This is a genomic window from Rhodococcus sp. IEGM 1341 (assembly GCF_030056895.1).
Lineage (GTDB): Bacteria > Actinomycetota > Actinomycetes > Mycobacteriales > Mycobacteriaceae > Rhodococcoides.
In genome coordinates this window covers 21,182-44,021 of sequence record NZ_JASHKV010000004.1, presented here as the reverse complement: position 1 = coordinate 44,021, position 22,840 = coordinate 21,182, and the positions used below count along the sequence as shown (strand labels likewise).

The 22,840-nt window shown below is 65.0% G+C and carries 19 protein-coding genes; 14 read left to right on the top strand and 5 right to left on the bottom strand.

The window, feature by feature from the left end; translation table 11 throughout:
- Window positions 1–10: 10 nt before the first annotated feature.
- Complete coding sequence (locus QM615_RS11495) at window positions 11–697, top strand: NUDIX hydrolase (RefSeq protein ID WP_094670605.1); 687 nt, start codon at window positions 11–13, stop codon at window positions 695–697.
- Window positions 694–1,884, top strand: a complete 1,191-nt coding sequence (gene marP / locus QM615_RS11490; RefSeq protein ID WP_149407301.1) for an acid resistance serine protease MarP — start codon at window positions 694–696, stop codon at window positions 1,882–1,884. The genes QM615_RS11495 and marP overlap by 4 nt, the downstream gene beginning before the upstream one ends.
- On the opposite strand, the gene QM615_RS11485 is transcribed toward marP, so the two are convergent.
- Window positions 1,881–2,384 carry a MarR family winged helix-turn-helix transcriptional regulator gene (locus tag QM615_RS11485; RefSeq protein ID WP_223145657.1) on the bottom strand — a complete coding sequence of 168 codons (504 nt, stop codon included), beginning with the start codon at window positions 2,382–2,384 and terminating at the stop codon, window positions 1,881–1,883. The genes marP and QM615_RS11485 overlap by 4 nt on opposite strands.
- Before the next feature lie 99 nt (window positions 2,385–2,483).
- Here QM615_RS11485 and QM615_RS11480 point away from each other — a divergent pair, with 99 nt between their 5' ends.
- Window positions 2,484–3,395, top strand: coding sequence for an NADP-dependent oxidoreductase (locus QM615_RS11480; protein WP_149407342.1), 912 nt, complete (start codon window positions 2,484–2,486; stop codon window positions 3,393–3,395).
- 27 nt (window positions 3,396–3,422) lie between these two features.
- On the opposite strand, the gene QM615_RS11475 is transcribed toward QM615_RS11480, so the two are convergent.
- Both QM615_RS11475 and QM615_RS11470 read right to left on the bottom strand, forming a co-directional pair.
- Window positions 3,423–4,355 carry an alpha/beta fold hydrolase gene (locus QM615_RS11475; protein WP_149407302.1) on the bottom strand — a complete coding sequence of 311 codons (933 nt, stop codon included), beginning with the start codon at window positions 4,353–4,355 and terminating at the stop codon, window positions 3,423–3,425.
- Between the two features lie 22 nt (window positions 4,356–4,377).
- Complete coding sequence (locus QM615_RS11470) at window positions 4,378–4,872, bottom strand: phage holin family protein (RefSeq protein WP_149407303.1); 495 nt, start codon at window positions 4,870–4,872, stop codon at window positions 4,378–4,380.
- A 250-nt stretch (window positions 4,873–5,122) separates the two neighbouring features.
- On the opposite strand from QM615_RS11470, the gene QM615_RS11465 reads away from it, so the two are divergent.
- Complete coding sequence (locus QM615_RS11465) at window positions 5,123–6,490, top strand: MFS transporter (RefSeq protein ID WP_188078774.1); 1,368 nt, start codon at window positions 5,123–5,125, stop codon at window positions 6,488–6,490.
- Between the two features lie 60 nt (window positions 6,491–6,550).
- On the opposite strand, the gene acs is transcribed toward QM615_RS11465, so the two are convergent.
- Window positions 6,551–8,494, bottom strand: a complete 1,944-nt coding sequence (gene acs / locus QM615_RS11460; RefSeq protein WP_149407304.1) for an acetate--CoA ligase — start codon at window positions 8,492–8,494, stop codon at window positions 6,551–6,553.
- A gap of 444 nt (window positions 8,495–8,938) precedes the next feature.
- On the opposite strand from acs, the gene QM615_RS11455 reads away from it, so the two are divergent.
- The 5 genes from QM615_RS11455 (at window position 8,939) to QM615_RS11435 (ending at window position 15,015) form a co-directional block, all read left to right on the top strand.
- Complete coding sequence (locus QM615_RS11455) at window positions 8,939–10,561, top strand: peptide ABC transporter substrate-binding protein (RefSeq protein ID WP_094638619.1); 1,623 nt, start codon at window positions 8,939–8,941, stop codon at window positions 10,559–10,561.
- Window positions 10,562–10,708: 147 nt separating this feature from the next.
- Entirely contained in the window at window positions 10,709–11,632 is a 924-nt protein-coding gene (locus QM615_RS11450) for an ABC transporter permease (RefSeq protein ID WP_094612081.1), read from the top strand.
- Window positions 11,625–12,563, top strand: coding sequence for an ABC transporter permease (locus QM615_RS11445; RefSeq protein ID WP_094638621.1), 939 nt, complete (start codon window positions 11,625–11,627; stop codon window positions 12,561–12,563). The genes QM615_RS11450 and QM615_RS11445 overlap by 8 nt, the downstream gene beginning before the upstream one ends.
- Before the next feature lies 1 nt (window position 12,564).
- Window positions 12,565–14,238: an ABC transporter ATP-binding protein gene (locus QM615_RS11440; protein ID WP_149407305.1), complete on the top strand. Its 1,674-nt coding sequence runs from the start codon at window positions 12,565–12,567 to the stop codon at window positions 14,236–14,238.
- 30 nt (window positions 14,239–14,268) lie between these two features.
- The gene (locus tag QM615_RS11435) at window positions 14,269–15,015 is read left to right on the top strand and encodes an oxidoreductase (RefSeq protein WP_068054137.1); all 747 of its coding nucleotides are present in this window, start codon (window positions 14,269–14,271) and stop codon (window positions 15,013–15,015) included.
- A 397-nt stretch (window positions 15,016–15,412) separates the two neighbouring features.
- Here QM615_RS11435 and QM615_RS11430 read toward each other — a convergent pair whose 3' ends face one another.
- Window positions 15,413–16,258 (bottom strand): HAD family hydrolase, encoded by an 846-nt coding sequence (locus tag QM615_RS11430; RefSeq protein ID WP_410482256.1) that lies wholly within the window; start codon window positions 16,256–16,258, stop codon window positions 15,413–15,415.
- A 334-nt stretch (window positions 16,259–16,592) separates the two neighbouring features.
- On the opposite strand from QM615_RS11430, the gene ssd reads away from it, so the two are divergent.
- The 5 genes from ssd (at window position 16,593) to QM615_RS11405 (ending at window position 22,114) form a co-directional block, all read left to right on the top strand.
- Window positions 16,593–17,708: a septum site-determining protein Ssd gene (gene ssd / locus QM615_RS11425; protein WP_149407306.1), complete on the top strand. Its 1,116-nt coding sequence runs from the start codon at window positions 16,593–16,595 to the stop codon at window positions 17,706–17,708.
- On the top strand, window positions 17,705–18,889 hold the full coding sequence (locus tag QM615_RS11420; RefSeq protein WP_149407307.1) for a TadA family conjugal transfer-associated ATPase: 1,185 nt from the start codon (window positions 17,705–17,707) through the stop codon (window positions 18,887–18,889). The genes ssd and QM615_RS11420 overlap by 4 nt, the downstream gene beginning before the upstream one ends.
- Entirely contained in the window at window positions 18,886–19,665 is a 780-nt protein-coding gene (locus QM615_RS11415) for a type II secretion system F family protein (RefSeq protein ID WP_149407308.1), read from the top strand. The genes QM615_RS11420 and QM615_RS11415 overlap by 4 nt, the downstream gene beginning before the upstream one ends.
- Window positions 19,662–20,234, top strand: coding sequence for a type II secretion system F family protein (locus tag QM615_RS11410; RefSeq protein ID WP_262498543.1), 573 nt, complete (start codon window positions 19,662–19,664; stop codon window positions 20,232–20,234). Before QM615_RS11415 ends, QM615_RS11410 begins: the two co-directional genes overlap by 4 nt.
- A gap of 188 nt (window positions 20,235–20,422) precedes the next feature.
- The gene (locus QM615_RS11405; RefSeq protein ID WP_283347338.1) at window positions 20,423–22,114 is read left to right on the top strand and encodes a recombinase family protein; all 1,692 of its coding nucleotides are present in this window, start codon (window positions 20,423–20,425) and stop codon (window positions 22,112–22,114) included.
- Window positions 22,115–22,840 lie beyond the last annotated feature (726 nt).

The following is a 22,840-nucleotide window of genomic DNA, read 5'->3' as shown; positions in this document are numbered from 1 at the left end:
GCTCGGACGCATGCTCGACGTGGCAGGCAGGGCCGGCGGCCTGACCGACACCACCGGCATCAACCCCGTGCTGCAGCGTCAGGCACCGCCGTCCGACCGACCGCGGTCCGCCGCTGTGCTGGTGCTGTTCGGCGGCCCCGCCTCCGCAGATCCCACCTCGCCCGGTGGATTGCCCGCCGACGCCGACGTCCTGCTGACGCAGCGCGCGTCGACGCTGCGCGATCACAGCGGGCAGATCGCCTTCCCCGGCGGAGCCACCGACCCGGGCGACGACGGCCCGGTCGGCACGGCACTGCGCGAGGCGCAGGAGGAAACCGGACTCGATCCGGCAGGCGTCGTGCCACTGGCGACGATGCCCGGCATCTACGTTCCGCCGTCACGCTTCGATGTGGTTCCGGTGCTCTCGTACTGGGAGCGACCGACCCCGGTGCGCGTCGTCGATCCCGGGGAGACCGAGCGAGTGGTGCGAGTTCCATTGCGCGAGTTGCTCGATCCGGACAATCGATTCCAGGTGCGCCACCCTGCGGGCTACCAGGGCCCGGCGTTCGCTGTGCAGGGAATGCTGGTGTGGGGGTTCACGGGCGGTATCCTGGCGGGTCTGCTGGCTGTATCGGGCTGGGAGCCCGAATGGGACACGGGGGACATACGCGATCTGGAGGCCAGCTTGACTGCGGTAGGAGCGAGGCTCGATCGGTGACGGGTTCAGGGTGGGTCGATATCGCGGTGATCGCCATCGCACTGCTGGCGGCGTCGTCGGGATGGCGGCAGGGGGCGGTGGCGTCGGCGCTGGCGTTTCTGGGGGTCGTCCTCGGTGCCGTTGCAGGCATTCTGGTGGCACCGCACGTGCTCGAGCACGTCGACGGTGCGCGGACGCGGGTGTTCGTCGGTATCGCACTGATCGTGGTGTTGGTGATCGTCGGTGAAGTCGCCGGAATGGTCCTCGGGCGGGCCTTGCGCAGCGGAATACACTCGCGCGCAGCGAGATCCGTCGACAGCACGGTCGGAGCCGGGCTGCAGGCGGTGGCGGTGCTCGCCGCTGCGTGGCTGCTGGCCATTCCGCTGACGTCGTCCTCGCAGCCCGAGGTGGCCAGTGCGGTGCGCGGATCGTCGGTGCTCGGTCAGGTCGATCAGGTGGCACCCGACTGGCTGCGGCAGGTACCCGAGGAATTCTCGGCGTTGCTCGACACCTCCGGATTGCCGGACGTCATCGGACCGTTCGGTCGCACCCCGGTCGCCGAGGTCGCCGCGCCCGATTCCGGTATTGCAGCGGGACCTGTTCCGGTGCAACTGCAATCGAGTGTCATCAAGATCAACGGCATCGCACCGAGCTGCCAGAAGGCTCTCGAAGGCTCCGGCTTCGTCGTCGGATCCGATCTGGTGATGACCAACGCGCACGTCGTCGCCGGCACCTCCGAGGTGACCGTCGATTCGCCCAACGGACCGCTCGACGCAGACGTCGTGCTGTTCGACCCCGAGGAAGACGTTGCCGTGCTTCGTGTTCCACAGCTGCAGGCACCGGTGCTGACCTTCGCCCCGACGCCAGCCGAATCCGGTACCGACGCCATCGTGCTCGGTTACCCCGGCGGCGGTCCGTACACGGTGAGCCCGGCGCGTGTCCGCGAGATCATCAACCTCAGCGGGCCGGACATCTACCGCACCGGAACCGTCCAGCGTGAGGTCTACACCGTGCGCGGATCGGTGCGGCAGGGCAATTCCGGTGGACCCCTGGTCAACTCGTCCGGAGAAGTACTCGGAGTCGTGTTCGGCGCTGCCGTCGACGACCCCGACACCGGATTCGTGCTGACCGCGTCGGAGATCGCTGACGAACTTGCACAGAGTTTCGCTGCCCCGGTGCCGGTCGGCACCGGCGACTGCGTCGTCTAGTCGCCAGGGCCTGGCGAAGTCCGGCTGGGCAACAGATGCACACAATCTTGTCTGAGTGGGGTCAGGATCGCTTCGGCCAGTTGCTCCAGCTGGTCGATCCGGCCGGGGGCGAGCTGCTCGAAAACCCGTCGGCGCACTTGCTGCACGTACCCGGGCTCGATGCGGTCCACCGCCTGCGAGCCTGCATCGGTCAATCGTGCCAATGTTCGTCGTGCGTCCTCGGAATCGCTTCGTCGAGTGACCCACAGCTTCTTTTCCATCCTGGTCACGATGCGCGACAGGTGTGAGGGCGTGACGCCTGCGCCCGCGGCCAGCTGGGTCATGTGAACGTCGCTCTCCTCGCTCGTCGACAACCAGCGCAGGACCTGATACTCCGCGTGTGTGAGCCCGTGCTCGTGGCCGAGGTACGCATCGAGGGCGCCCGGTAGCCACATCATCACTCCCACGAGCAGAGACCAGGTTCGGTCTTCCTGAGGCGAGAGGTGCGGGGCATCGGACACGGGTTACACGATACCGTTGCTTGCTGCGGAAAGTATTCTCGGGTAGATTGCTTTCCGCGGGAAGTAATCTCGCACCTGATGCGTAGTACGGAGAAGCAGATGCAGGCAGCGCGATACCACCGTTACGGTGGCCCCGAAGTACTCGTGGTCGAGGACGCACCGGAACCTCACGCGGAGGCGAACACCGTTCGCATCGAGGTCGGAGCCGCGAGCATCAACCCCATCGACTATCTGCTGCGCTCCGGTCGGTTGAGTGATGTGGTGCCGCTCGATCTGCCCGCCATCCCCGGCCGTGACGCGGCCGGAGTGGTCGACGAGGTAGGACCGGGGGTTGTCGGTACGCAGGTCGGAGACGTCGTGTTCGGCGTCGGTGGGATCAGTGACACCACCGCGCAGTACGCAGTACTCACCGCGTGGAGCAGTGCACCCTCGGATTGGAGCATCGAGCACGCTGCGGCCGCCGGGCTCGCTTCGAGCACGGCATCCGCGGTCATCGAGGCTCTCGAGGTCTTCGGGAGTCTGGAAGGGAAGACCGCACTGATCGACGGCGCTTCCGGAGCAGTGGGCACCGCCCTGAGTGTTCTCGCCAGGGACTCGGGCGCCGAGGTGATCGGAACCGGAAGCCCGCGCAATCACGACTATCTGATCGGCCTCGGCGTACGGCCGACCACCTATGGTCCGGGGCTTGCCGAACGGGTCGCCCTCCTCGCGCCGGGCGGGGTGGACGCGGCTGTGCACGCGGCGCCGTCATCTCTGCCGGCGGACCTGATTACATTGGTGGGCGACGCCGCCCGCGTCGTGACCGTCCTGGACGCCGAGGGTGCCGAACGTCTGGGTGCGCGAAAGATCGACGCTCGCAACGAGTCCCAGTTGTTGGAGCGCGCTTCCGAGCTGGGCCGACGCGGAATCTATCTACCTCGGGTCGACCACATCCTGCCGTTCGCCCAGATCGCCGACGCCCACGCCGTGGCCGAGCGGGGAAGCGGCAAGGTCGTCGTCACCATGCGGTGACCCACCGCCGCGCGTAATCGAGCGCGTTCAGATTTCGCGCACGACGCGCAGGATTTCCTCGGACACCACGTCGGGTGCTTCCTGGTGGACGTAATGTCCCACGTCACGCACTGTTCGATGCGTCAGTCCCGGTGCCCAGTGCCGATCGCGATCGAGGGTGGTGGGCAGCACGTACGGGTCGAGGTCGCCGCTGATCTGCGCGACGGGAATCGAGGTACGTACGTCCACGGCGGCCATGAAGCGGCGTCCCTCGGCGCGGAACTGGCTGCGGAACGCCCAGCGCTGATATTCGAGCGCGCAATGCGCAGCACCCGGAATCCGGATGGCCGAGCTCATCTTGGCTGCGGTGTCGGCGTAGTCCTCGGTGTTCTTCCACGCGGACCCGGCGCGGCTGCTCATCAACTCGCCCACCGCAGCTCCGCCTCGGCGCGTCAGCAGCCTCTCCGGGCGCAGCGGAACCTGGTAGCGAACGAAATGCGGTAGCAGCGCGGCGCGTTGCGCCGAATCCTTCAACACCGCTCGCCGCAGCGAGATGGGGTGCGGTGCGTTGATCAGCACCATCGAGCTCACCAGGCGGGGGTGCAACGCCGCACTGGCCCAGCAGACGAGACCGCCGTCGGCGTGACCGACGAAGGTGGCGTGCGGGTATCCCAGAGCGCGAACCAGTCCGACGATGTCGCCGGCCAGTGTCCACCCGTCGTATCCGCGTGGGGGCTTGTCGGAGTCACCGTAACCGCGCAGGTCGACGGCGATTGCCCGGACGCCGGACCGAGCGAGTGCGGCAAGTTGGTGACGCCACGAATACCAGAAGTCGGCGAAGCCGTGCAGCAGAACCACCAGCGGTGCGTCCGGTGCATGTTCGCCGACCTCGACGACGTGGAACCGGATTCCGTTGGCGTGGATGTCGCGATGGATCCACTGTCCCGGATACCGGACCGTGGACGGATCGGGCTGATTCATACTGCTCGATTCGCCCGGGCTACTACTTCTTGTAGCCGGGAACCCCGGGGATGGAATCGTGCTGGTTCGGCAGCACCGTCGACGCCTGCTTGAGCGAGTCGATGGTCTTCTCGGGCTTGCGCAGTTTCTTGACCCTGCGGTAGCCGAGGAATCCGAACAGCGCCGCAGCCACCACCATGAACGCGAACACGATGAGGAATGCGGCCCAACGGTAGAGCCACACGTCGAGCAGCTCGGCCGCGAAGAAGAAGAAGAAGAAGGTGCTGAACAGCAGAACCGTCAGGGCGATGATGAAGAAGACGCTGCCCTGCAGCCCCTTCTTGACCTCACCGGTGACCTCGGCCTTGGCGAGGGCGACTTCGGCGCGCACGAGCGTCGAGACCTGGGTGGTGGCGTCCTTGACGAGGTTTCCGATGCTGGCGCTACCAGGGGTGCGGGCATCGACATCGGTCAGAGGTATCGATGAAATCGTGTTCGGGACGCCGTTTCCGTATCCCTTGTCATTGCTGACGCTCAACTCTCGACCCCTTGTAATCGCTCTGCTCGGTGTTGTGCGGAAGATCGTATCGACAGTAGTGCCTGGGTAGCAGATTAACTGTTCCGCGAAGGGCGAGCGACGCTCGGCCCTCGTTTGGACGCGTACCTCGGTACCGCTTCCCGCAAACTCGCCGATCTTGCGCGATCGGGCACCGGACACGCCCGGGTCGTGAAATTCTCAGGTGTTCATCAGGTAATTTGCAGGGAACTTCCCCCTTTCAGGAGCATTCGTGAGTTCAACACACGCCGTCGCCGACGGCGCAATTCCCGCACCTCAGGTGCCGCGGTCACGCATCGTGATCGCGTCGATGGTCGGCACGTCCATCGAATTCTTCGACTTCTACATCTACGCGACCGCCGCAGTGCTCGTCTTCCCGCGTCTGTTCTTCCCGGCGGGCAACGACACCACGGCGCTGCTGGCGTCGTTCGCGACGTTCGGTCTGGCGTTCGTGGCGCGACCCATCGGGTCGATTCTGTTCGGCCACTTCGGTGATCGCATCGGGCGCAAGGCGACCCTCGTCGGCTCCCTGCTCACGATGGGCGTCGCGACGTTCGCGATCGGCCTGTTGCCGACGTACGCCGCGGTGGGTCTGTGGGCACCGGCCCTGCTGGCGATCATGCGCTTCACCCAGGGTGTCGGTCTCGGTGGTGAGTGGAGCGGTGCAGCATTGCTGGCGACCGAAACCGCGAAGCCGGGCAAGCGAGCCTGGGCCGCGATGTACCCGCAGCTGGGCGCGCCCATCGGCTTCTTCTTCGCCAACGGCATCTTCCTGCTCATCGTCATCGCGACGGGCTACGATTCTGCGAACTCCGGCACCGACCATGCTTTCCTGACGTGGGGCTGGCGAATCCCGTTCCTGCTCAGCGCGATCATGGTCATCATCGGTCTGTACGTCCGGCTCAAGCTCGAGGAGACGCCGGTGTTCAAGTTGGCCGTCGAGCGCGGGCAGAAGGTCAAGACTCCGCTGGCTCAGGTGTTCAAGACCAGCTGGCGCCAGCTGATCATCGGTACCTTCGTCATGCTCGCCACCTACACGCTCTTCTACATCATGACCACGTGGGTGGTCAGCTACGGAACGGGCAAGGTCTCCGACGTCAACGGGCCCAAGCTGGCCATTCCCTACACCGACTTCCTGGAACTGCAGCTCATCGCCGTGCTGTTCTTCGCGGCTCTGATTCCGGTCGCCGGACTGCTCGCCGACAAGTACGGTCGCCGTCCCACGCTCATCGTCATCACCACGGCGATCGTGCTGTTCGGCCTGTCGTTCCACTGGTTCGCAGATCCGGCGTCCGCGTCGGCAGGCAAGATGCTGGTGTTCATGTGCGTCGGCCTCGGCCTGATGGGTCTGACCTTCGGACCGATGAGTGCCGTTCTGCCCGAACTGTTTCCGACCAACGTGCGCTACACGGGCTCGGGAATCTCGTACAACACCGCGTCGATCCTCGGGGCCGCAGTTGCCCCGTTCATCGCCACCTGGCTGGTGAGCAGCTACGGCGTCGGCTGGGTGGGCGTCTACCTCGCCATCGCCGCAGCGTTGACGCTGATCTCGTTGATCATCATGAAAGAAACACGGGATCAGTCGCTCGACAGCGTGTGAGTGCCTTCGGCAGTGGTGTGGATAAGTGCCCCAGCGGGCACTTATCCACACCACTGGCCGCTAGCGGCCCTTCTTGATCGCCTCGAACACCTTCGGGTCGACGAGGGTGGACACGTCGCCGAGTTCGCGGCCCTCGGCCACGTCGCGCAGTAGGCGACGCATGATCTTGCCGGATCGCGTCTTCGGCAGCTCGGGCACGATGGAGATCTCGCGTGGCCGGGCGATCGGTGAAATCTCCTTGGAGACCTGAGCTTTGAGCTCCGCGATCAACGCGTCGCCGGTGTTCTCCTCGCCAGCCCGAAGGATGACGAATGCGACGATGCCCTGACCGGTGGTGTCGTCGGCGGCACCGACCACCGCGGCCTCGGCGACACTGTGATGGGTGACCAGTGCCGACTCGACCTCGGAGGTCGAGATGCGGTGGCCCGAGACGTTCATGACGTCGTCGACGCGGCCGAGGACCCAGAGTGCGCCGTCCTCGTCGTACTTGGCACCGTCACCGGCGAAGTACCAGCCTTCTTCGGCGTAGCGGGACCAGTAGGTGTCCTTGTAGCGGTCCATATCGCCCCAGATGCCGCGCAGCATCGCCGGCCAGGGCTCGTCGAGCACGAGATATCCGTTGCCGCCGTTGCCGAGTGGCTTGGCGTCGTCGTCGACGATCTTGGCGCAGATACCCGGTAGCGGGGTCATCGCGGAGCCGGGCTTGGTGGATGTGACGCCGGGCAGTGGGGAAATCATGATCGCGCCGGTCTCGGTCTGCCACCAGGTGTCGACGATCGGTGCGGTGCCGCCGCCGACGACATCGCGGAACCAACGCCACGCCTCGGGGTTGATGGGCTCACCGACGGAGCCGAGCAGACGGATCGAGCTCAGATCGTGTGCCTCGGGAATTTCCTTGCCCCACTTCATGAATGTGCGAACGAGGGTGGGGGAGGTGTAGTAGATCGAGACCTTGTACTTCTCGATGACGTTCCAATGCCGGTGCTCGTCGGGCGAATTGGGCGTGCCCTCGTAGACGACCTGCGTTGCGCGGTTCGAGAGCGGGCCGTAGACGATGTAGGAGTGCCCGGTGACCCAGCCGATGTCGGCGGTGCACCAGTAGACGTCCTTGCCTGCCTTGTGGTCGAAGACGTTGTGGTGGGTGTACGAGGTCTGCGTCAGGTAGCCGCCGGAGGTGTGGATGATGCCCTTCGGCTTACCCGTCGTACCGGAGGTGTACAGGATGAACAGCGGGTGCTCGGCCGGGAAGGGCTGTGCCTCATGCTCTTTCGACGCCTTCGCGACGGTCTCGTGCCACCACAGGTCGCGTCCGTCGGTCCACGAGACCTCGGAGTCGGTGCGCTTGACGACGAGCACGTGTTCGATCGAGGCAGCCCCGTCGACGGCCTCGTCGACGGTGTCCTTGATGGGAGCGGGCTTGCCGCGTCGCCACTGACCGTCGGTGGTGATGACGAGCTTGGCCTCGGCATCGTCGATGCGCGAGCGCAGCGCGGTGGCCGAGAAGCCGGCGAAGACGACGGAGTGGGTCAGGCCGAGGCGGGCGCACGCGAGCATCGAGACGATGGCCTCGGGAATCATGGGCATGTAGATCGCGACGCGGTCGCCGGAGACGAGGCCGAGTTCGGTCAGCGTGTTGGCGGCCTGGCTGACGTCCGCGAGCAGATCGGAATACGTGACGTCGCGGCTGTCGCCGGGCTCGCCTTCCCAGTGGATGGCCACCTGGTCGCCATGACCGTCGAGGACGTGGCGGTCGACGCAGTTGTAGGCGACGTTGAGCTCGCCGTCGGCGAACCACTTGGCGACGGGGGCGTCGGACCAGTCGAGTACCTCGGTGAACGGGGTGTGCCAGTGCAGCCGGCGAGCCTGTTCGGCCCAGAAGCCGAGTCGATCGTTCTCCGCGGCGGCGTAGAGGTCGGCTCCGGCGTTGGCCTGAGCGGCGAACTCGGCCGAGGGCGCGTAGGAGGCAACCGCGGTCTCGTCGGTTCCGGAGGTACTGGTCGTCATCTCGAATAGCTCACTTTCGTCCGGTGCATTTCGCTCATGAAACTGCACTTCCGTGCCTGTCTCGAGCCCCTTGTGAGGGTAGTCACATGTGACGGCAATCGCACCGTTGCAATCGCCTGCAACCCCCTGATCTGCGGTGATCGGTAGTTTCTGCACGCTGGGCGGTAATCGGGGCCGTTGGCGCGCACCCCGGGCGACGCCGATGTCCGAACTGTGAGAAATCGACTTGCCGAAACGTTTCGATCATGTTTCCGGCTTACTCACGGGTCAGCAAAATCTGGGGGAGTTCACATGTTCGTTTCAGGATGTGTCTAAAGTCCATCCCATCAGATCGTTGGAACGGCCCACCTGCCGTGCCATGCGGTCGCCCACGAATCCCCGGGCGTCGCGCCCGAGGAACTGAGCACGGACGACCCCGTGTTCACATCTGGATGGAGGATTTTCTTGCGTATCAAACGTGCCGCGGTAGTCACCACGGCTGTGCTGATGAGTGCGAGCCTGCTCGCCGCCTGTGGCGGCGGAGGCTCGAGCTCCGGCGGTAGCGCCGACGGTATCTACAGCATCTACATCGGCGAGCCCGAGAACCCGCTGATTCCGGGCAACACCACCGAGAGCGAGGGCAGCCAGGTTCTCGAGGCGCTCTTCACTCCGTTGGTCACGTTCAACGACGAGGACAACAGCGTCGAGTACAACGGAGTTGCCGAGTCCGTCGAGTCCGAGGACAACACCACCTGGACCGTCAAGCTCAAGGACGGCTGGACCTTCCACGACGGCACCCCCGTCACGGCCGAGTCCTACACCAAAGCCTGGAGCTACAACGCGTTGAGTACCAACGCTTTCGGTGCCTCCTACTTCTTCGAGAACATCGAAGGCTACGCAGACCTGCAGGGCAGCGACACCGCCGAGCCCGTCGCGACCGAACTGAGCGGACTGAGCGTCGTCGACGACACGACCTTCACCGTCAAGCTCAACGGACCGTTCGCGATCTTCCCGCTGACCCTCGGCTACACCGCATTCGACCCGCTGCCCGAGGCGTTCTATGCCGACCCCGACGCCTACGGCGCTCGCCCGATCGGTAACGGCCCGTTCAAGGCCGACGAGGACTTCGTTCCCGGACAGGGATTCACCGTCACCAAGTACGACGATTACGCAGGCGACAATGCGGCACAGTCCGCAGGCGTCAACTTCAAGGTCTACACCGAGGTGAGCACCGGCTACAACGACGTTCAGGGTGGCGGACTCGACGTCATGCTCGACCTCCCCGAGGACGCATGGGCCACTGCCCGCGACACGTTCGGTGACCGGTACGGCGAGCGCGCACGTCCCGACATCACCTCGCTCGGCTTCCCGACGTACGATCCGCGATTCCAGGATCCGAACGTGCGTAAGGCATTCTCGATGGCCATCGATCGCCAGGCCATCGCGACCGCGATCTTCACCGATACCCGCACTCCGGCAGGATCTTTCGCATCGCCCGTCGTCGACGGCTACCGCGAGGACGCCTGCGGTGCCAACTGCGAGCTCAACGCGGACGAGGCCAACCGTCTGCTCGACGAGGCCGGATTCGACCGCAGCCAGCCGGTGGATCTGTGGTTCAACGCCGGTGCGGGCCACGACTCGTGGATGACCGCCGTGGGCAACCAGCTGCGTGACAACCTGGGCGTGAACTACGCACTGCGCGGTGACCTCCAGTTCGCGCAGTACCTGCCGCTGCAGGACGCTCAGGGCATGACCGGCCCGTTCCGTTCGGGCTGGATCATGGACTACCCGTCGATCTACAACTTCCTCTCCCCGTTGTACTCGGCAGCCGCAACCCCGCCTGCAGGTAGCAACTACGTCTTCTTCAACGATCCGGCATTCGACGCCGCGCTGGCCGAAGGCAACAACGCTGCAGACATCGACGCTGCAACCGCCGACTACCAGAAGGCAGAGGACATCCTGATCGACCAGATGCCCGCTACTCCGCTGTTCTACGGCCTGAACCAGGCTGTGTGGTCCGATCGCGTCTCCGACGTCAAGATCGACAACCGAGGCAACATCATCCTCGAGGACGTCGTAGTCAGCTGACGACACACCCAGGTGGGTGGCAGCCGAGCGTGATCGGCTGTCACCCACCGGGTCTCGTTCAACCGTGGGGCGCATCCGCCCCACACCGACCTGCGCCGGCAAGACCCGAGGCGCAGGTTCGTCCCTTGTTCAAGGAGAAGACACACAGTGGGTCGCTACATCACTCGCCGATTACTGCTGACGATTCCCGTCCTGATCGGCTCCTCGTTCTTGATCTTCGCGATGGTCTACGCGCTCCCGGGTGATCCCATCCGCGCCCTCGCCGGAGATCGCCCCCTCGCCCCGGGCGTCGTTGCCCAGTTGCGAGACGAGTTCAACCTCGACGACAACCTCTTCGTGCAGTACTTCAAGTACATCGGCGGCTTCTTCCAGGGCGATTTCGGTACCGACTTCTCCGGACGCCCCGTTCTCGACACCATCGAGCGGGCACTTCCGGTCACGGTCCGATTGACCATCGTGGCCGTCGTCATCGAGACCGTCATGGGTATCGCTGCAGGCGTGCTCGCCGCCCTCAAGCGCGGATCGTTCTTCGACAACCTAGTGCTCATCTCGACGACGCTGCTGGTGTCGGTGCCGGTGTTCGTTCTCGGCTTCATCGCCCAGTTCACCCTCGGTCTCAAGTTGGGGCTCTTCCCGATCTCCGGCATCAACGACGGCTGGTCGAGTTACCTGCTTCCCGGATTGGTGCTCGCATCGCTGTCGATGGCCTACGTCGCTCGTCTGACGCGCACCTCGGTGGCGGAATCGATGGCCGCGGATTACATCCGCACCGCCAAATCCAAAGGAATCAGCAACCGGCGCATCATCGTTCGGCATGCGTTGCGCAACTCGCTGATTCCTGTTGTCACCTTCATCGGTGCCGACGTGGGTGGTCTGCTGGGCGGCGCCATCGTGACCGAAACGGTGTTCAACCTGCCCGGGCTCGGCCGCGCCATCTACGACGGTCTCGCCCGTCAGGAGGGTGCCGTCGTCGTCGGCATCGTGACGCTCTTCGTGTTCTTCTACATCTTCTTCAACCTCGTGGTGGACGTTCTCTACGCGGTTCTCGATCCAAGGATTCGCTATGAATAAAGAAGATTCGAGCGCAGCTCAGCACGCCGCGGACGAGGGCCAGCCCGGAAACGTCGTCACCGGCGAGGCCGTCGAGCTGGTCGGTCAGGCCAGCCTGTGGGGCAACGCGTGGAAGTACCTGCGCAAGAGCCCGTTCTTCATCATCGGCACGTTCCTGCTGTTGGTGCTGTTGGTCATGGCGGTGTTCCCGCAGCTGTTCGCCCGCGGCATCGATCCGCGAGTGTGCTCGTTGTCCGATTCCGGTCAAAAACCCAGTGCAGCACACTGGTTCGGCACCGACATCCAGGGCTGCGACTACTACGCCAACGTCATCTACGGTGCGCGGATCTCGCTGTCGATCGGTGTGCTCTCGGTGATCGGCGTGCTGATCATCGGCGTCCTCATCGGTGCTCTCGCCGGCTACTTCGGCGGTGCGATCGACAGCATCCTGGCGCGCTTCACCGACGTGTTCTTCGGGATTCCGCTGCTGCTCGGTGCTCTGATCCTGCTCACCGTCACCGCCCAGCGCACCATCTTCACCGTGTCGTTGGCCCTGGTGGCCTTCGGTTGGATGACGGCGATGCGCCTGGTGCGATCGTCGGTCATCTCCATCAAGAACAGTGAATACGTCCAGGCCGCACAGGCATTGGGAGCGTCGACCTACCGCATTCTGGTGCGACACATCCTTCCCAACGCGCTGGCCCCGGTGATCATCTACGCCACGATCTCGGTGGGTACGTTCATCGCGGCCGAGGCGACATTGACGTTCCTCGGAATCGGATTGCAAGCCCCCGAGATCTCCTGGGGCCTACAGATCAACCTCGGTCAAGCCAGGTTCCTCACGTCACCGCACCTGGTGCTGTTCCCGGCCGCGTTCCTCTCCGTCACAGTGCTGGCGTTCATCATGCTCGGCGACGCACTCCGTGACGCACTCGATCCGAAACGGAACTGACATGAGTATTCAGAAGGACACGGTTCTCAGCGTCACCGATCTGACGGTCGAGTTCGAGGTCGAGAAGGTCTGGCGCAAGGCGGTCGATACCGTCTCGTTCACGGTCGCCTCCGGTGAAGTTCTCGCCATCGTCGGTGAATCCGGATCCGGTAAGTCGACGACGGCGATGGCCGTCCCGGGCCTGCTGGCCGATAATTCGCGGGTGTCCGGCAGCATCAAGCTGGGCGAGAAAGAGCTGGTCGGGCTGCCCGAGAAGCAGCTCGCACCCATCCGCGGCAAGAACGTCGCGGTGATCTTCCAGGAGCCCATGACGGCGCTCAATCCGGTGTACTCGATCGGCTGGCAGATCACCGAGGCCATCCGTGCGCACACCTCGCTGTCGAAGAAGGAAGCGAAAGCGCGGGCCGTCGAGCTGCTGAAGCTCGTCGAGATGCCGGATCCGGAGACGCGGGTCAACTTCTACCCGCACCAGCTCTCCGGTGGTCAGCGTCAGCGCGCCATGATCGCCCAGGCGCTGTCCTCGGATCCGTCGCTGCTGATCGCGGACGAGCCGACCACGGCCCTGGACGTGACGGTGCAGGCCGAGATCCTCGACCTGATGCGTGATCTCCGGAACCGCATCGACGCGTCGATCTTCCTGATCACCCACGACATGGGTGTGGTGGCCGACATGGCCGACCGCATCGCGGTGATGAAGGACGGCGTCATCGTCGAAACAGACGCTGCGCGAACCATATTCAAGAATGCGTCGCATCCGTACACGCAGCAGCTGCTCGCCTCGGTCCCGCACCTGGGCAGCAGCATCGAGGCTGTGACCGCCGGGAAGATCGCCGAGCCCAGTGCCGTCGAGGAGACCCGGGCACTGAGCATCGTCGACGGTGTCATCGAGTACCCGGGCCGCACCGTGTTCCGGGCCGTCGACGGGGTCAGCCTCGACATCGAGATGGGTGAGGTGGTCGGCCTCGTCGGTGAGTCCGGCTCGGGCAAGTCCACGATCGGTAAGGCCGTGGTGGGGTTGAACAAGCTCACCGGCGGCTCGTTGTCGATCGCAGGCGTCGACATCACCAACCTGTCGAATCGTGAACTGCGGTCGGTGCGAAGCAAGGTCGGCATCGTGTTCCAGGATCCGGGTTCGTCGCTGAACCCGCGCTGGCCGATCGGACAGTCCATTGCCGAGCCGATGCTGTTGCACACCGAGCACAGTGCTGCAGACCGAAATCGAAAGGTCGAGGAACTGCTCGACCGGGTTCACCTGTCGCGGACCATGCGCAACCGCTACCCCCACCAGTTGTCCGGTGGGCAGCGTCAGCGCGTCGGTATCGCCCGGGCGCTCGCCCTGGAGCCGACGCTGCTGGTGGCCGACGAACCGACGTCCGCGCTCGACGTGTCGGTGCAGGCCAAGGTGCTCGAGCTGTTCAAGGAACTACAGCGTGAGTACGGCTTCGCGTGCCTGTTCATCAGCCACGACCTCGCTGTGGTGGAGGTACTGGCCAAGCGCATCGCGGTGCTGAACAAGGGCAAACTCGCCGAGTTCGGTACGACGGATCAGATTCTGCGTCGTCCGACCAACGAGTACACCAAGCGGTTGCTCGCGGCCGTCCCGGTGCCCGATCCGGCCGAACAGGCCAAGCGTCGCCAGGCCCGCGCCGAGCTGTTGGCGGCAGGGGCAAAGTAGGGGTGAGGGGAGGGGGTACCGTCGTCTGTCGTGACGGACCCTCTCGCCCCGCTGCTGGAACTGCCCGGAGTTGTCGACTCCGCCGAACGGGCGCGTGACGCTCTCGGCGCGGTGCATCGACACAAGGCCAACCGTCGTGGCTGGCCGGCCACCGCGGCCGAGGCCGCGGTCCGTGCGGCCCGCTCGTCCTCGTCACTCGAGGGCGGGTCGATGGATTTCCCCCGCGAGGGCGAAGAAGGCGACCCCGTGCTCGCCGGCGCGCTTCGAGTCGCGGCAGCCCTCGATGGCGACGCCCTACAGAACACGCTCTCGACGTGGAAGCGCGCTCCGCTGCAGACCCTGGCTCGACTCCACTTGTTGGCAGCTGCCGATCTCGTCGACGACGCCTCCGCGCTCGGTCGTCCGCGCGGTGATTCGGGGGTCGGCGAGCGACTCGACCTGCTCGCTCAGCTCGTGACCGGTGGAACCTCTGCACCCGCTCCGGTGATCGCGGCGGTGGTGCACGGTGAGTTGTTGACGCTCAAAGCTTTCGGATCGGCCGACGGCATCGTTGCGCGGGCTGCATCGAGACTGGTGGCGGCGTCGTCGGGCTTCGACCCCCACAACCTCGGAGTGCCGGAAGTGAGCTGGATGCGTCGAGCAAATGCCTACCGGGACGGCGCGACCGGATTCGCCGAGGGCACCGCGACGGGCGTCGGGAGTTGGGTGATCCTGTGCTGTGGAGCCTTCGAAGCCGGTGCGGCAGAAGCAACTTCGATCGCCGAAGCTGCGGTGTAGCGAGCACATAAAAGGGCCGCGAGCGGAGCCTGCAGTAGCGAGCACATAAAAGGGCGGCGATGCCGACTTGCGTCGACTTCGCCGCCCGTTAGCACGGAGCGCCTGGTTACCAAGCGTGCTCAGGTGGGCTGTGATGGAAAACCACGTGGCCTCGGCGAGGGTTCGACGGTGATGAGGTCATCCCTGCAACCGGTGCAGGGTTCTTGCTGATCATCGACGAATCTCGCAGGCCCACAGCGCTTCTGCCATTAGGTGGCCGCTCCGCGTGGGTGCCTGGTGTCCGTGCTGGGAAGGGCGGTTGGGAGAGCGAATCTTCTCTTCCGATTCGATCTTGGCCTTCCGTTCTTCCGTACGTCATTTGTACCCCGTGACGCGCCTCACATCAAGGGGTTGAGCGTCATCTTTTTCTTCGGAGCAGTCCGTAGGTGATCGCGCCGGCCGCAAGAGCGCTGAAACCTGCTGCCGCACTTGCCGCTACGGTCTTACCGGACGGGGTCTGGATCCGTGATCGCAGCGAGACCGGGTTGGAGAAGGTGAGAATCGGCCAGCCGCGGGATGCGGCTTCCTTGCGCAGCGCTCGGTCGGGGTTGACGGCCGTGGGATGCCCGACGGCGCGCAGCATCGGCACGTCGGTGATCGAGTCCGAGTACGCGTAGCTCGACGCCAAGTCGTAATCGTGTTGCGCGGCCAGGGAGTTCATGGCGTCGACCTTGCCCTCGCCGTAGCAGTAGAAGTCGACCTTGCCGATGTACTTGCCGTCCACGGTCACCATCGTGGTGGCCATGCTGTGATCGGCTCCGAGCAGTTCTGCGATGGGGTGCACGATCTCGTCGCCGGACGCCGACACGATCACCACGTCGTGGCCGCGGAGCTTGTGGTCTGCGATCAGGTCGGCGGCTTCGGCGAACACGAGGGGGTCGACGATGTCGTGCAGGGTTTCGGCGACGACTGCTCGTACCTGTTCGACGTCCCAGCCGGCGGTCATGCTCGCGATGTGTGCGCGCATGCGCTCCATCTGGTCGTGATCGGCTCCGGAGAGCAGGAACAGGAACTGGGCGTAACTGCTCTTGAGAACGGCGCGCCGGTTGATGAGTCCTTGGTCGAAGAACGGCCTGCTGAATGCCAAGGTGCTGGACTTGGCGATGATCGTCTTGTCGAGGTCGAAGAATGCCGCCACGCGCGCTGCGCGTCGGCCGGCCGGGGCGTCGTCGGTGCTCGCGCTCTGGGTCACGATTGTCACCATAGTGGCCGGTGGTGACCGGTGGATGTTGCGCGGTGCCACTGGCGGACTCGGTCCGAAACCGTCGAGAAAAAGCGACGGTTGAACTTGCAAACAAGGAAGTCCACGGGTGTAGTATTTGCTATGAGCCCGGTTCATTCCGGGCGGTGTTCAGCCCGACCCCCCGGGGCTGAACCAGACGACCCTCGCCTCCTCCCCCCCTGGCGAGGGTCGTCCTCTTTTTCGGGTCGGGTCGAAAACTGGTACAGCAGTACTGGTATTCATCCACAGGCCCCGATCTATCCACATTTCCCCAAGTCGCGCGCACCTCGAGCAGATTCTCACGCAGGCTTGGCGCATGGAAACGGACTCGCGACAGCGAATCGCGCACCCGACTGTGGCGATGTCGATCGAACTTCGCGGACTCCGCGAGGACGTCTATCGAATAGCCGCGGCCGCGGATTGTGTTGTGGAAGAGCAGAACTTACTGGTCGGTATCGGTTCGGCACGGTCGATGTGGGACCGACCCGGAACGATTTTGGTCGATTTCGAGTCCGCCGAGACAGCATTGGCGTCCGGATTTTCGCGACGCTCGGGCGTCATTCTGGTCACGGACGCGCAACCGACACTCGACGACTGGCGAACCGCAACATCGCTCGGTGCCGAGCATGTGATCTTTCTGCCGCAGGACGAAGACGCACTCGTGCGCATACTCGGCGAACCCGCGTCGGTGCCGTCGGGAGACGGTGGAGTGATCGCCGTGGTCGGCGCTCGCGGCGGCGCGGGCGCATCGACATTCGCCGCCGCACTCGGACTCCGCAGCAGCCGCTCGGACCGACGTGCCCTCCTCGTCGAGGGTGATCGGTACGGCAGCGGCCTCGACCTGTTACTCGGCTGGGAGAACGCTCCGGGTCTGCGGTGGTCCGGCCTGGTCGTCGAAGGCGGCCGAGTCTCCGGCGACGCTCTGCACGGGGCGCTGCCTTCCCGCGGCGGGTTGTCGGTGCTGGCGCTCGGCCGATCCGAGGACCGGGGTGTCGGACTCTCGGCTGTTGCAGTGGCGGCTGTGGTCGATGCAGGACGCGCAGCGGGAGATCTGGTGGTGTGCGACGCTCCGCGTCATCCGAGCGACGTCTCCGACGCTCTGTACGCCGCGGCGGATCTCGTCGTGCTGGTACTTCCGGCCGAACTGCGGGCCGTGACGTCGGCTGAAGCGGTCGCAGCACAGGTGGTAAATCGAAACGCCAACGTCGGCATCGTCGTTCGTGGGCCTGCGCCGGGAGGGCTGAGAGCAGACGACATCGCCGTCGCCCTCGGTCTACCGCTGTTGACGTCGATGCGCGCCGAGCCGGGATTGGCCGAGCGACTCGAGCGGGGCGGGCTCGTTCTCGGTCGGCGTTCTCCCATGGCCGCAGCGGCGACCGGTGTGCTGGAGACCTTCGCGCAGAAGCCCGGCGCACGGCGGTGGGCGGCATGAGTGCGGTGGTCACCGCGGATCTGCTGGACCGCGTTCGTGATCGCCTGGCCGCATCGGCTGACGCCCCCGTTCCCGCGACCGTCGCCGCGGCCATCCGAGCCGAGGCAGGAGGCGTCATCGGCGACACCGATATGCTTGCAGCCCTTCGTGTTCTGCAGACCGAGCTGACCGGAGCAGGCCCGCTCGAACCGCTGCTGACCGAGCCCGGAGTGACCGACGTACTGGTCACCGCACCGGATCAGGTGTGGATCGATCGCGGTCGCGGACTCGAGCGCACCGGAGTTCGCTTCGTCGACGAGGCTGCCGTTCGGCGGCTGGCGCAGCGGCTCGCACTGTCGGCCGGCAGGCGACTGGACGATGCGCAACCCTGGGTCGACGGTCGGCTGCCCGGAGTGGGGCGGGACGTGTTCGGCGTCCGGTTGCACGCTGTACTGGCACCGGTGGCCAGCGGCGGAACGTGTGTCTCGCTTCGAGTCCTGCGACCCGCGACGCAGGGACTCGCCGCGCTCCGTGCATCCGGAGCCGTGACCGAAGACGGGTACGAGCTGCTGCGTCGAATCGTGCTCGGCCGCTTGGCGTTCTTGGTCGTCGGCGGTACCGGCGCGGGAAAGACCACCCTCCTGGCCGCGCTGTTGGGTGAGGTGGATCCGGCCGAACGGATCGTCTGCGTCGAGGACGCCGCCGAGTTGGCCCCGGCACATCCGCACGTGGTCCGGCTGGTGGCCCGCGCGCCCAATGTCGAAGGCGTGGGTGAAGTATCGGTGCGGCAGCTGGTGCGTCAGGCCCTGCGAATGCGACCGGACCGGCTCGTGGTCGGTGAAGTGCGCGGGGCCGAGGTCATCGACTTGATGACGGCACTCAATACAGGTCACGACGGTGGAGCAGGAACCATTCACGCGAACTCCCCGGCCGAGGTACCGGCCAGACTCGAAGCCCTTGCGGCACTGGGCGGAATGGGCCGAGACGCGCTGCACAGCCAACTCGCCGCTGCGGTCCAAGTGGTGTTGCACGTCCACCGAAGTTCCGACGGTACTCGACGACTACGTGAGATCGGAGTGGTCGACGTCGATCCCACCGGGCGAGTGCACATCGCGGCGGCCTGGTCGGTGACTGCCGACGCGACGCCGGGTGAAGGTCGGCTCCTCGAACTGCTCGACCGCCGTTGCGGTGACGCCCGATGACGGCGGCGGTGATGGTCCTCGCCCTCGCGGTTGCCCTGTGGCCGAGCAGTTTCCGTCGGTTGCCTCGTGAAGAACGGGCGGCTTCCTCCGCGCCGCGATGGCTGGTGCCTGCATGCTGCGTTCTGCTTGCGGCAGGGGCGGCGTGGTGGCTCGGCGGAATCTGGGCCGTGAGCGCAGCAGCGGTGGCGGGCGGTACCGGATGGCGGCGATATCGTCGGCGACTCGAACGCGACCGGCGTGCCAACGAATTGAACTGGCTCGCAACCGGAGTCGAGGTGGTCATCGGCGAGCTACGCGTCGGATCCCATCCGGCCACGGCCAGCGCGGTCGCGGCGGACGAGTGCGGCGGAATCGCGTCGACGGCACTGCGCGGCGCGGCATCGCGCTCCCGACTGGGCGGCATGGCTGCGGACGGTATCGCCTCATCCGATTCGTTGTTGGACGCCGAGCTCGGCCGGCTGGCCGCCGCGTGGAGAGTGGCAGACGAACACGGGCTCGCGCTCGCCGAACTGCTCGACGCCGTCCGCGAGGACATGCTGGGACGCAGACGGTTTCGCGAACGAACCGATGCATCGCTCGCCGGTGCCCGTGCCACCGCGCTGGTTCTGGCCGGGTTGCCCATTCTCGGAGTCGCGCTCGGTCAGCTGATGGGAGCCGATCCACTGCACATTCTGCTCGGCGGTGGGCTCGGCGGAATGCTGCTGCTCATCGGCACGGGGCTGGGCTGTGCGGGACTGCTGTGGACCGATGCGATCACCGGCAAGGTGACGACGTGATGTGGGTGGCGGTGCTGTTTCTGGCCACGGCATCGATCACGCTGCCCTCGGTCTCGGGTGGGTTGCACAGGCTGGCATCCGAGCGCCGGGCGGGCACCGACACCGTCGATGTGCCGACACCCGACCCGCTCGCAGTGGCCACGACCTTCGATCTGCTCGCAGCCTGTCTGCGGTCAGGCTTGCCGATATCGACCGCCGCTGCGGCAGCGGCACATTCCGCTCCGACCTCGTTCGGTATCGCGCTCCGCAAGGCAGCCGATCTGCTCGAACTCGGTGCCGACGCCGCGACCGCATGGGACGCCGTCGCGCAGGATCCCGAGACCGAGGCTCTGGCCAGGATGGCCCGCCGATCTGCCCGGGCCGGGTCGTCCATGGCGTCGGCGATGACGGAACTCGCTGCGACACAACGAACTCGCGCCGAGGACGCGTCGGCTGCTGCGGCCGAACGCGCGGGTGTGCTGATCAGCGGGCCGTTGGGGCTGTGCTTTCTGCCTGCCTTCATCTGCCTCGGCATCATCCCCGTGGTGATCGGACTGGCGGGCAACGTACTGGGCGGCGGTCTGCTGTGACCGCCGCGCCGACAATCTTCCGCTGCGGAACTACCGCAGCGGACAACAGGGAGGGGAATCGAGATGATCGAGAATGCACTGCAGGAGTTGAAGACTCGAATCGTTCTGTTCGGCGTGGAGGACGATGGCATGTCGACCGCGGAGTAGTCCGCGGTCCGGGTTTACACCCATGACGTAGTATTTGACAGATGGGTGGGAGAGCAGCGCCTCGGGCATTGATCGTGGTCCGGCTGTCGCGTGTCACAGAGGCGACTACGTCGCCGGAGCGCCAGCTTGCGGAGTGCCGAAAGCTTTGTGAGAGCAGGGGTTATGACGTCGTAGGGGTTGCCGACGACTTGGACGTCTCCGCTGGCAAGACGTCACCGTTCACTCGCCCTAAGCTCGGCCCCTGGCTGGATGCACGTCACAACGATTTCGACGTGATCGTCTTCTACCGCATGGATCGGATCGTGCGCAGGTTGATGGATTTGGCGAAGCTGATCGACTGGGCCGAGAAGCACCGTGTCACGTTGGTGTCAGCCACCGAGTCGTTTCTCGATTTGAGTCAGCCGTTCGGGAAAATTATCGCGCTCCTCGTGGCGAATGTCGCAGAGATGGAGCTCAACGCCATCACGGAGCGTAATGCGAACGCGTTCAAGCACAACTATGAGGCGGGCAAGTGGCGCGGTGGCGTTCCGCCCTGGGGTTTCCTCCCCGAGAAAGATACTGCTGGCGAATGGCGGTTGGTGCAAGACCCCATGCAGGTCGAGGTCATTGACGAGGTTGTCGAGCGAGTGCTCATAGGCGAGCCGTTGCGCGCCATCGCCCACGACCTGACCGACCGAGGGATACTGACACCGAAGGATCGGTTCGCGCAGTCGAGGGGCCGGAAACCGGCCGGATACGAGTGGCATTCGGGGCCTCTGAAGCGGGGGCTGACGTCTCAGACGTTACTCGGCCGCATTGTGACCCGTGAGCCGCGTGTTGACGAACTGGGCGAGGCCCTGAGAGATCCAGACGGTAAGAAAATCTTCGGTCCCGAGACAATCGTGGTGGGTGCCGACGGTTCTCCCCTCGTGCGAGCCGAGCCGATTGTCACGCGTGAGACGTTCGATCGCCTCGCCGGCGAGCTGTCCGGCCGTGAGAACCGCACGGAGCCGACAGTGCGTTCGACAGGCCTACTGCTGCGGGTCATCTATTGCGGGGTGTGCGGGCGGCCTGCCTACCGACTCAAGGGTGGGACTGGGCGAAAATCTCGATACCGTTGCGCTTCAGCGCAGTACAAGGACCAGTGCGACAACAGGACAGTCACCGCAGAGGATGCCGAGGGTCGGGTCGAAGAGCAGCTTCTCAGAACTCTCGGTGAGATGGAGCGGACGGTGCGAACCTGGATGCCGGGCAGTGACGTCGCGACCGAACTAGCCGAAGTCGGCGAAATTCTGTCCGACCTCACCGACCAGATCGGTACGGGTTCGTTCAGGAGGGGCACGCCGCAACGAGAGCGTCTGAACGCAAGGATCGCCGCGCTGACCGAGCGGCAAACAGCGCTCGAGGCGCAGCCGACCGAGACCGCCGGATGGCGCTACGAGGGCACTGGACAGTCTTTCAACGATTGGTGGGCCTCGTCTACGTCTGAAGCGCGGAACGTATGGCTGCGGGACAACGTGCGTGTGACATGGCGGTCACACAGCGTCGGTACGCGAACCGTACTGGACGCCCTCGACGTCGAGATGCTGGCACCGGATCTGGCTAGCGGCGTGCTGTTGGGACCAGTCGGGGCTCTGGCCGAGTACAAGGCTGCGGGGGCTTGGGCGCATGCAGGTCTGGGCACGCTGCCGGATGCCCTGGCTGCGGTCTACATGCGGCAAGGGAAGTCACGACCGCGCGTCGTGCAGGAGTAGAGACACGCTCCGCGTCGACTCGGTGTGTGTTCGAGCGCTGTGGGTCTCGGCGTCAGCAGTCGGTGACGCGTTTCTCCTAGACAATCTCGCATGCAAGAAATTTCGTCGTGATCTCGTCGGCTTCCAATGATTGACCGGGCTCAGTCGTTCCGTCCTAGCCGCGTTCGCGTGTTCGAGAACATAGCCACTGAAGCCGAGCGGCCCCTCGCTCAGGCCACACGCACAGGCCACCGTTAAGCCCGCCGACAGCGGTGTCGAAACGCACGTAGAGAGCGGACTCGCCAAGCAGTGCGAGGTGGTTCTCTATCTTCTCTGCTACGACTTCGGCACGGAGACAGATGTTTTGAGTACATGCGCGCGCGTAAATTTTGCGTGGGTGCAACCGATAATGCGTTTGCGATGGAAGCTTCGAGGTGGCGGTCTTAGCTATCGAGCGCATCTGCGGTACCTCGCAGGCCTACCCGAATATTCCTCGTTGCCTCAGGACCGTGCGCGTCGCGAATTATCAGCGGGCCGGTCCGCGCGTGGCTTTGCGGTCTGGATCCGACATTGTCTTTTGAATAACTCAGTCGAATAACTTTGTAGCGGTCGCCGACCATGCCGGTGACCGCTACGACCTGCGAAGCCTTAGCGAAACGGAGGGGTTAGGAGTTTCCGCGTGAGTAATATTTTTGTATAGCTGTTCTCCGACAAGCGATTTCAGTTCTTGCGATCACCTCGACTTCG

Coding starts and splice junctions, on each gene's coding strand:
- QM615_RS11495 (WP_094670605.1), top strand. CDS start 11: ATGCTCGACGTGGCAGGCAGGGCCGGCGGCCTGACCGACACCACCGGC.
- QM615_RS11480 (WP_149407342.1), top strand. CDS start 2,484: ATGCAGGCAGCGCGATACCACCGTTACGGTGGCCCCGAAGTACTCGTG.
- QM615_RS11475 (WP_149407302.1), bottom strand. CDS start 4,355: ATGAATCAGCCCGATCCGTCCACGGTCCGGTATCCGGGACAGTGGATC.
- acs (WP_149407304.1), bottom strand. CDS start 8,494: ATGACGACCAGTACCTCCGGAACCGACGAGACCGCGGTTGCCTCCTAC.
- QM615_RS11445 (WP_094638621.1), top strand. CDS start 11,625: ATGAATAAAGAAGATTCGAGCGCAGCTCAGCACGCCGCGGACGAGGGC.
- QM615_RS11440 (WP_149407305.1), top strand. CDS start 12,565: ATGAGTATTCAGAAGGACACGGTTCTCAGCGTCACCGATCTGACGGTC.
- QM615_RS11430 (WP_410482256.1), bottom strand. CDS start 16,258: ATGGTGACAATCGTGACCCAGAGCGCGAGCACCGACGACGCCCCGGCC.
- ssd (WP_149407306.1), top strand. CDS start 16,593: ATGGAAACGGACTCGCGACAGCGAATCGCGCACCCGACTGTGGCGATG.
- QM615_RS11420 (WP_149407307.1), top strand. CDS start 17,705: ATGAGTGCGGTGGTCACCGCGGATCTGCTGGACCGCGTTCGTGATCGC.
- QM615_RS11415 (WP_149407308.1), top strand. CDS start 18,886: ATGACGGCGGCGGTGATGGTCCTCGCCCTCGCGGTTGCCCTGTGGCCG.
- QM615_RS11405 (WP_283347338.1), top strand. CDS start 20,423: ATGGGTGGGAGAGCAGCGCCTCGGGCATTGATCGTGGTCCGGCTGTCG.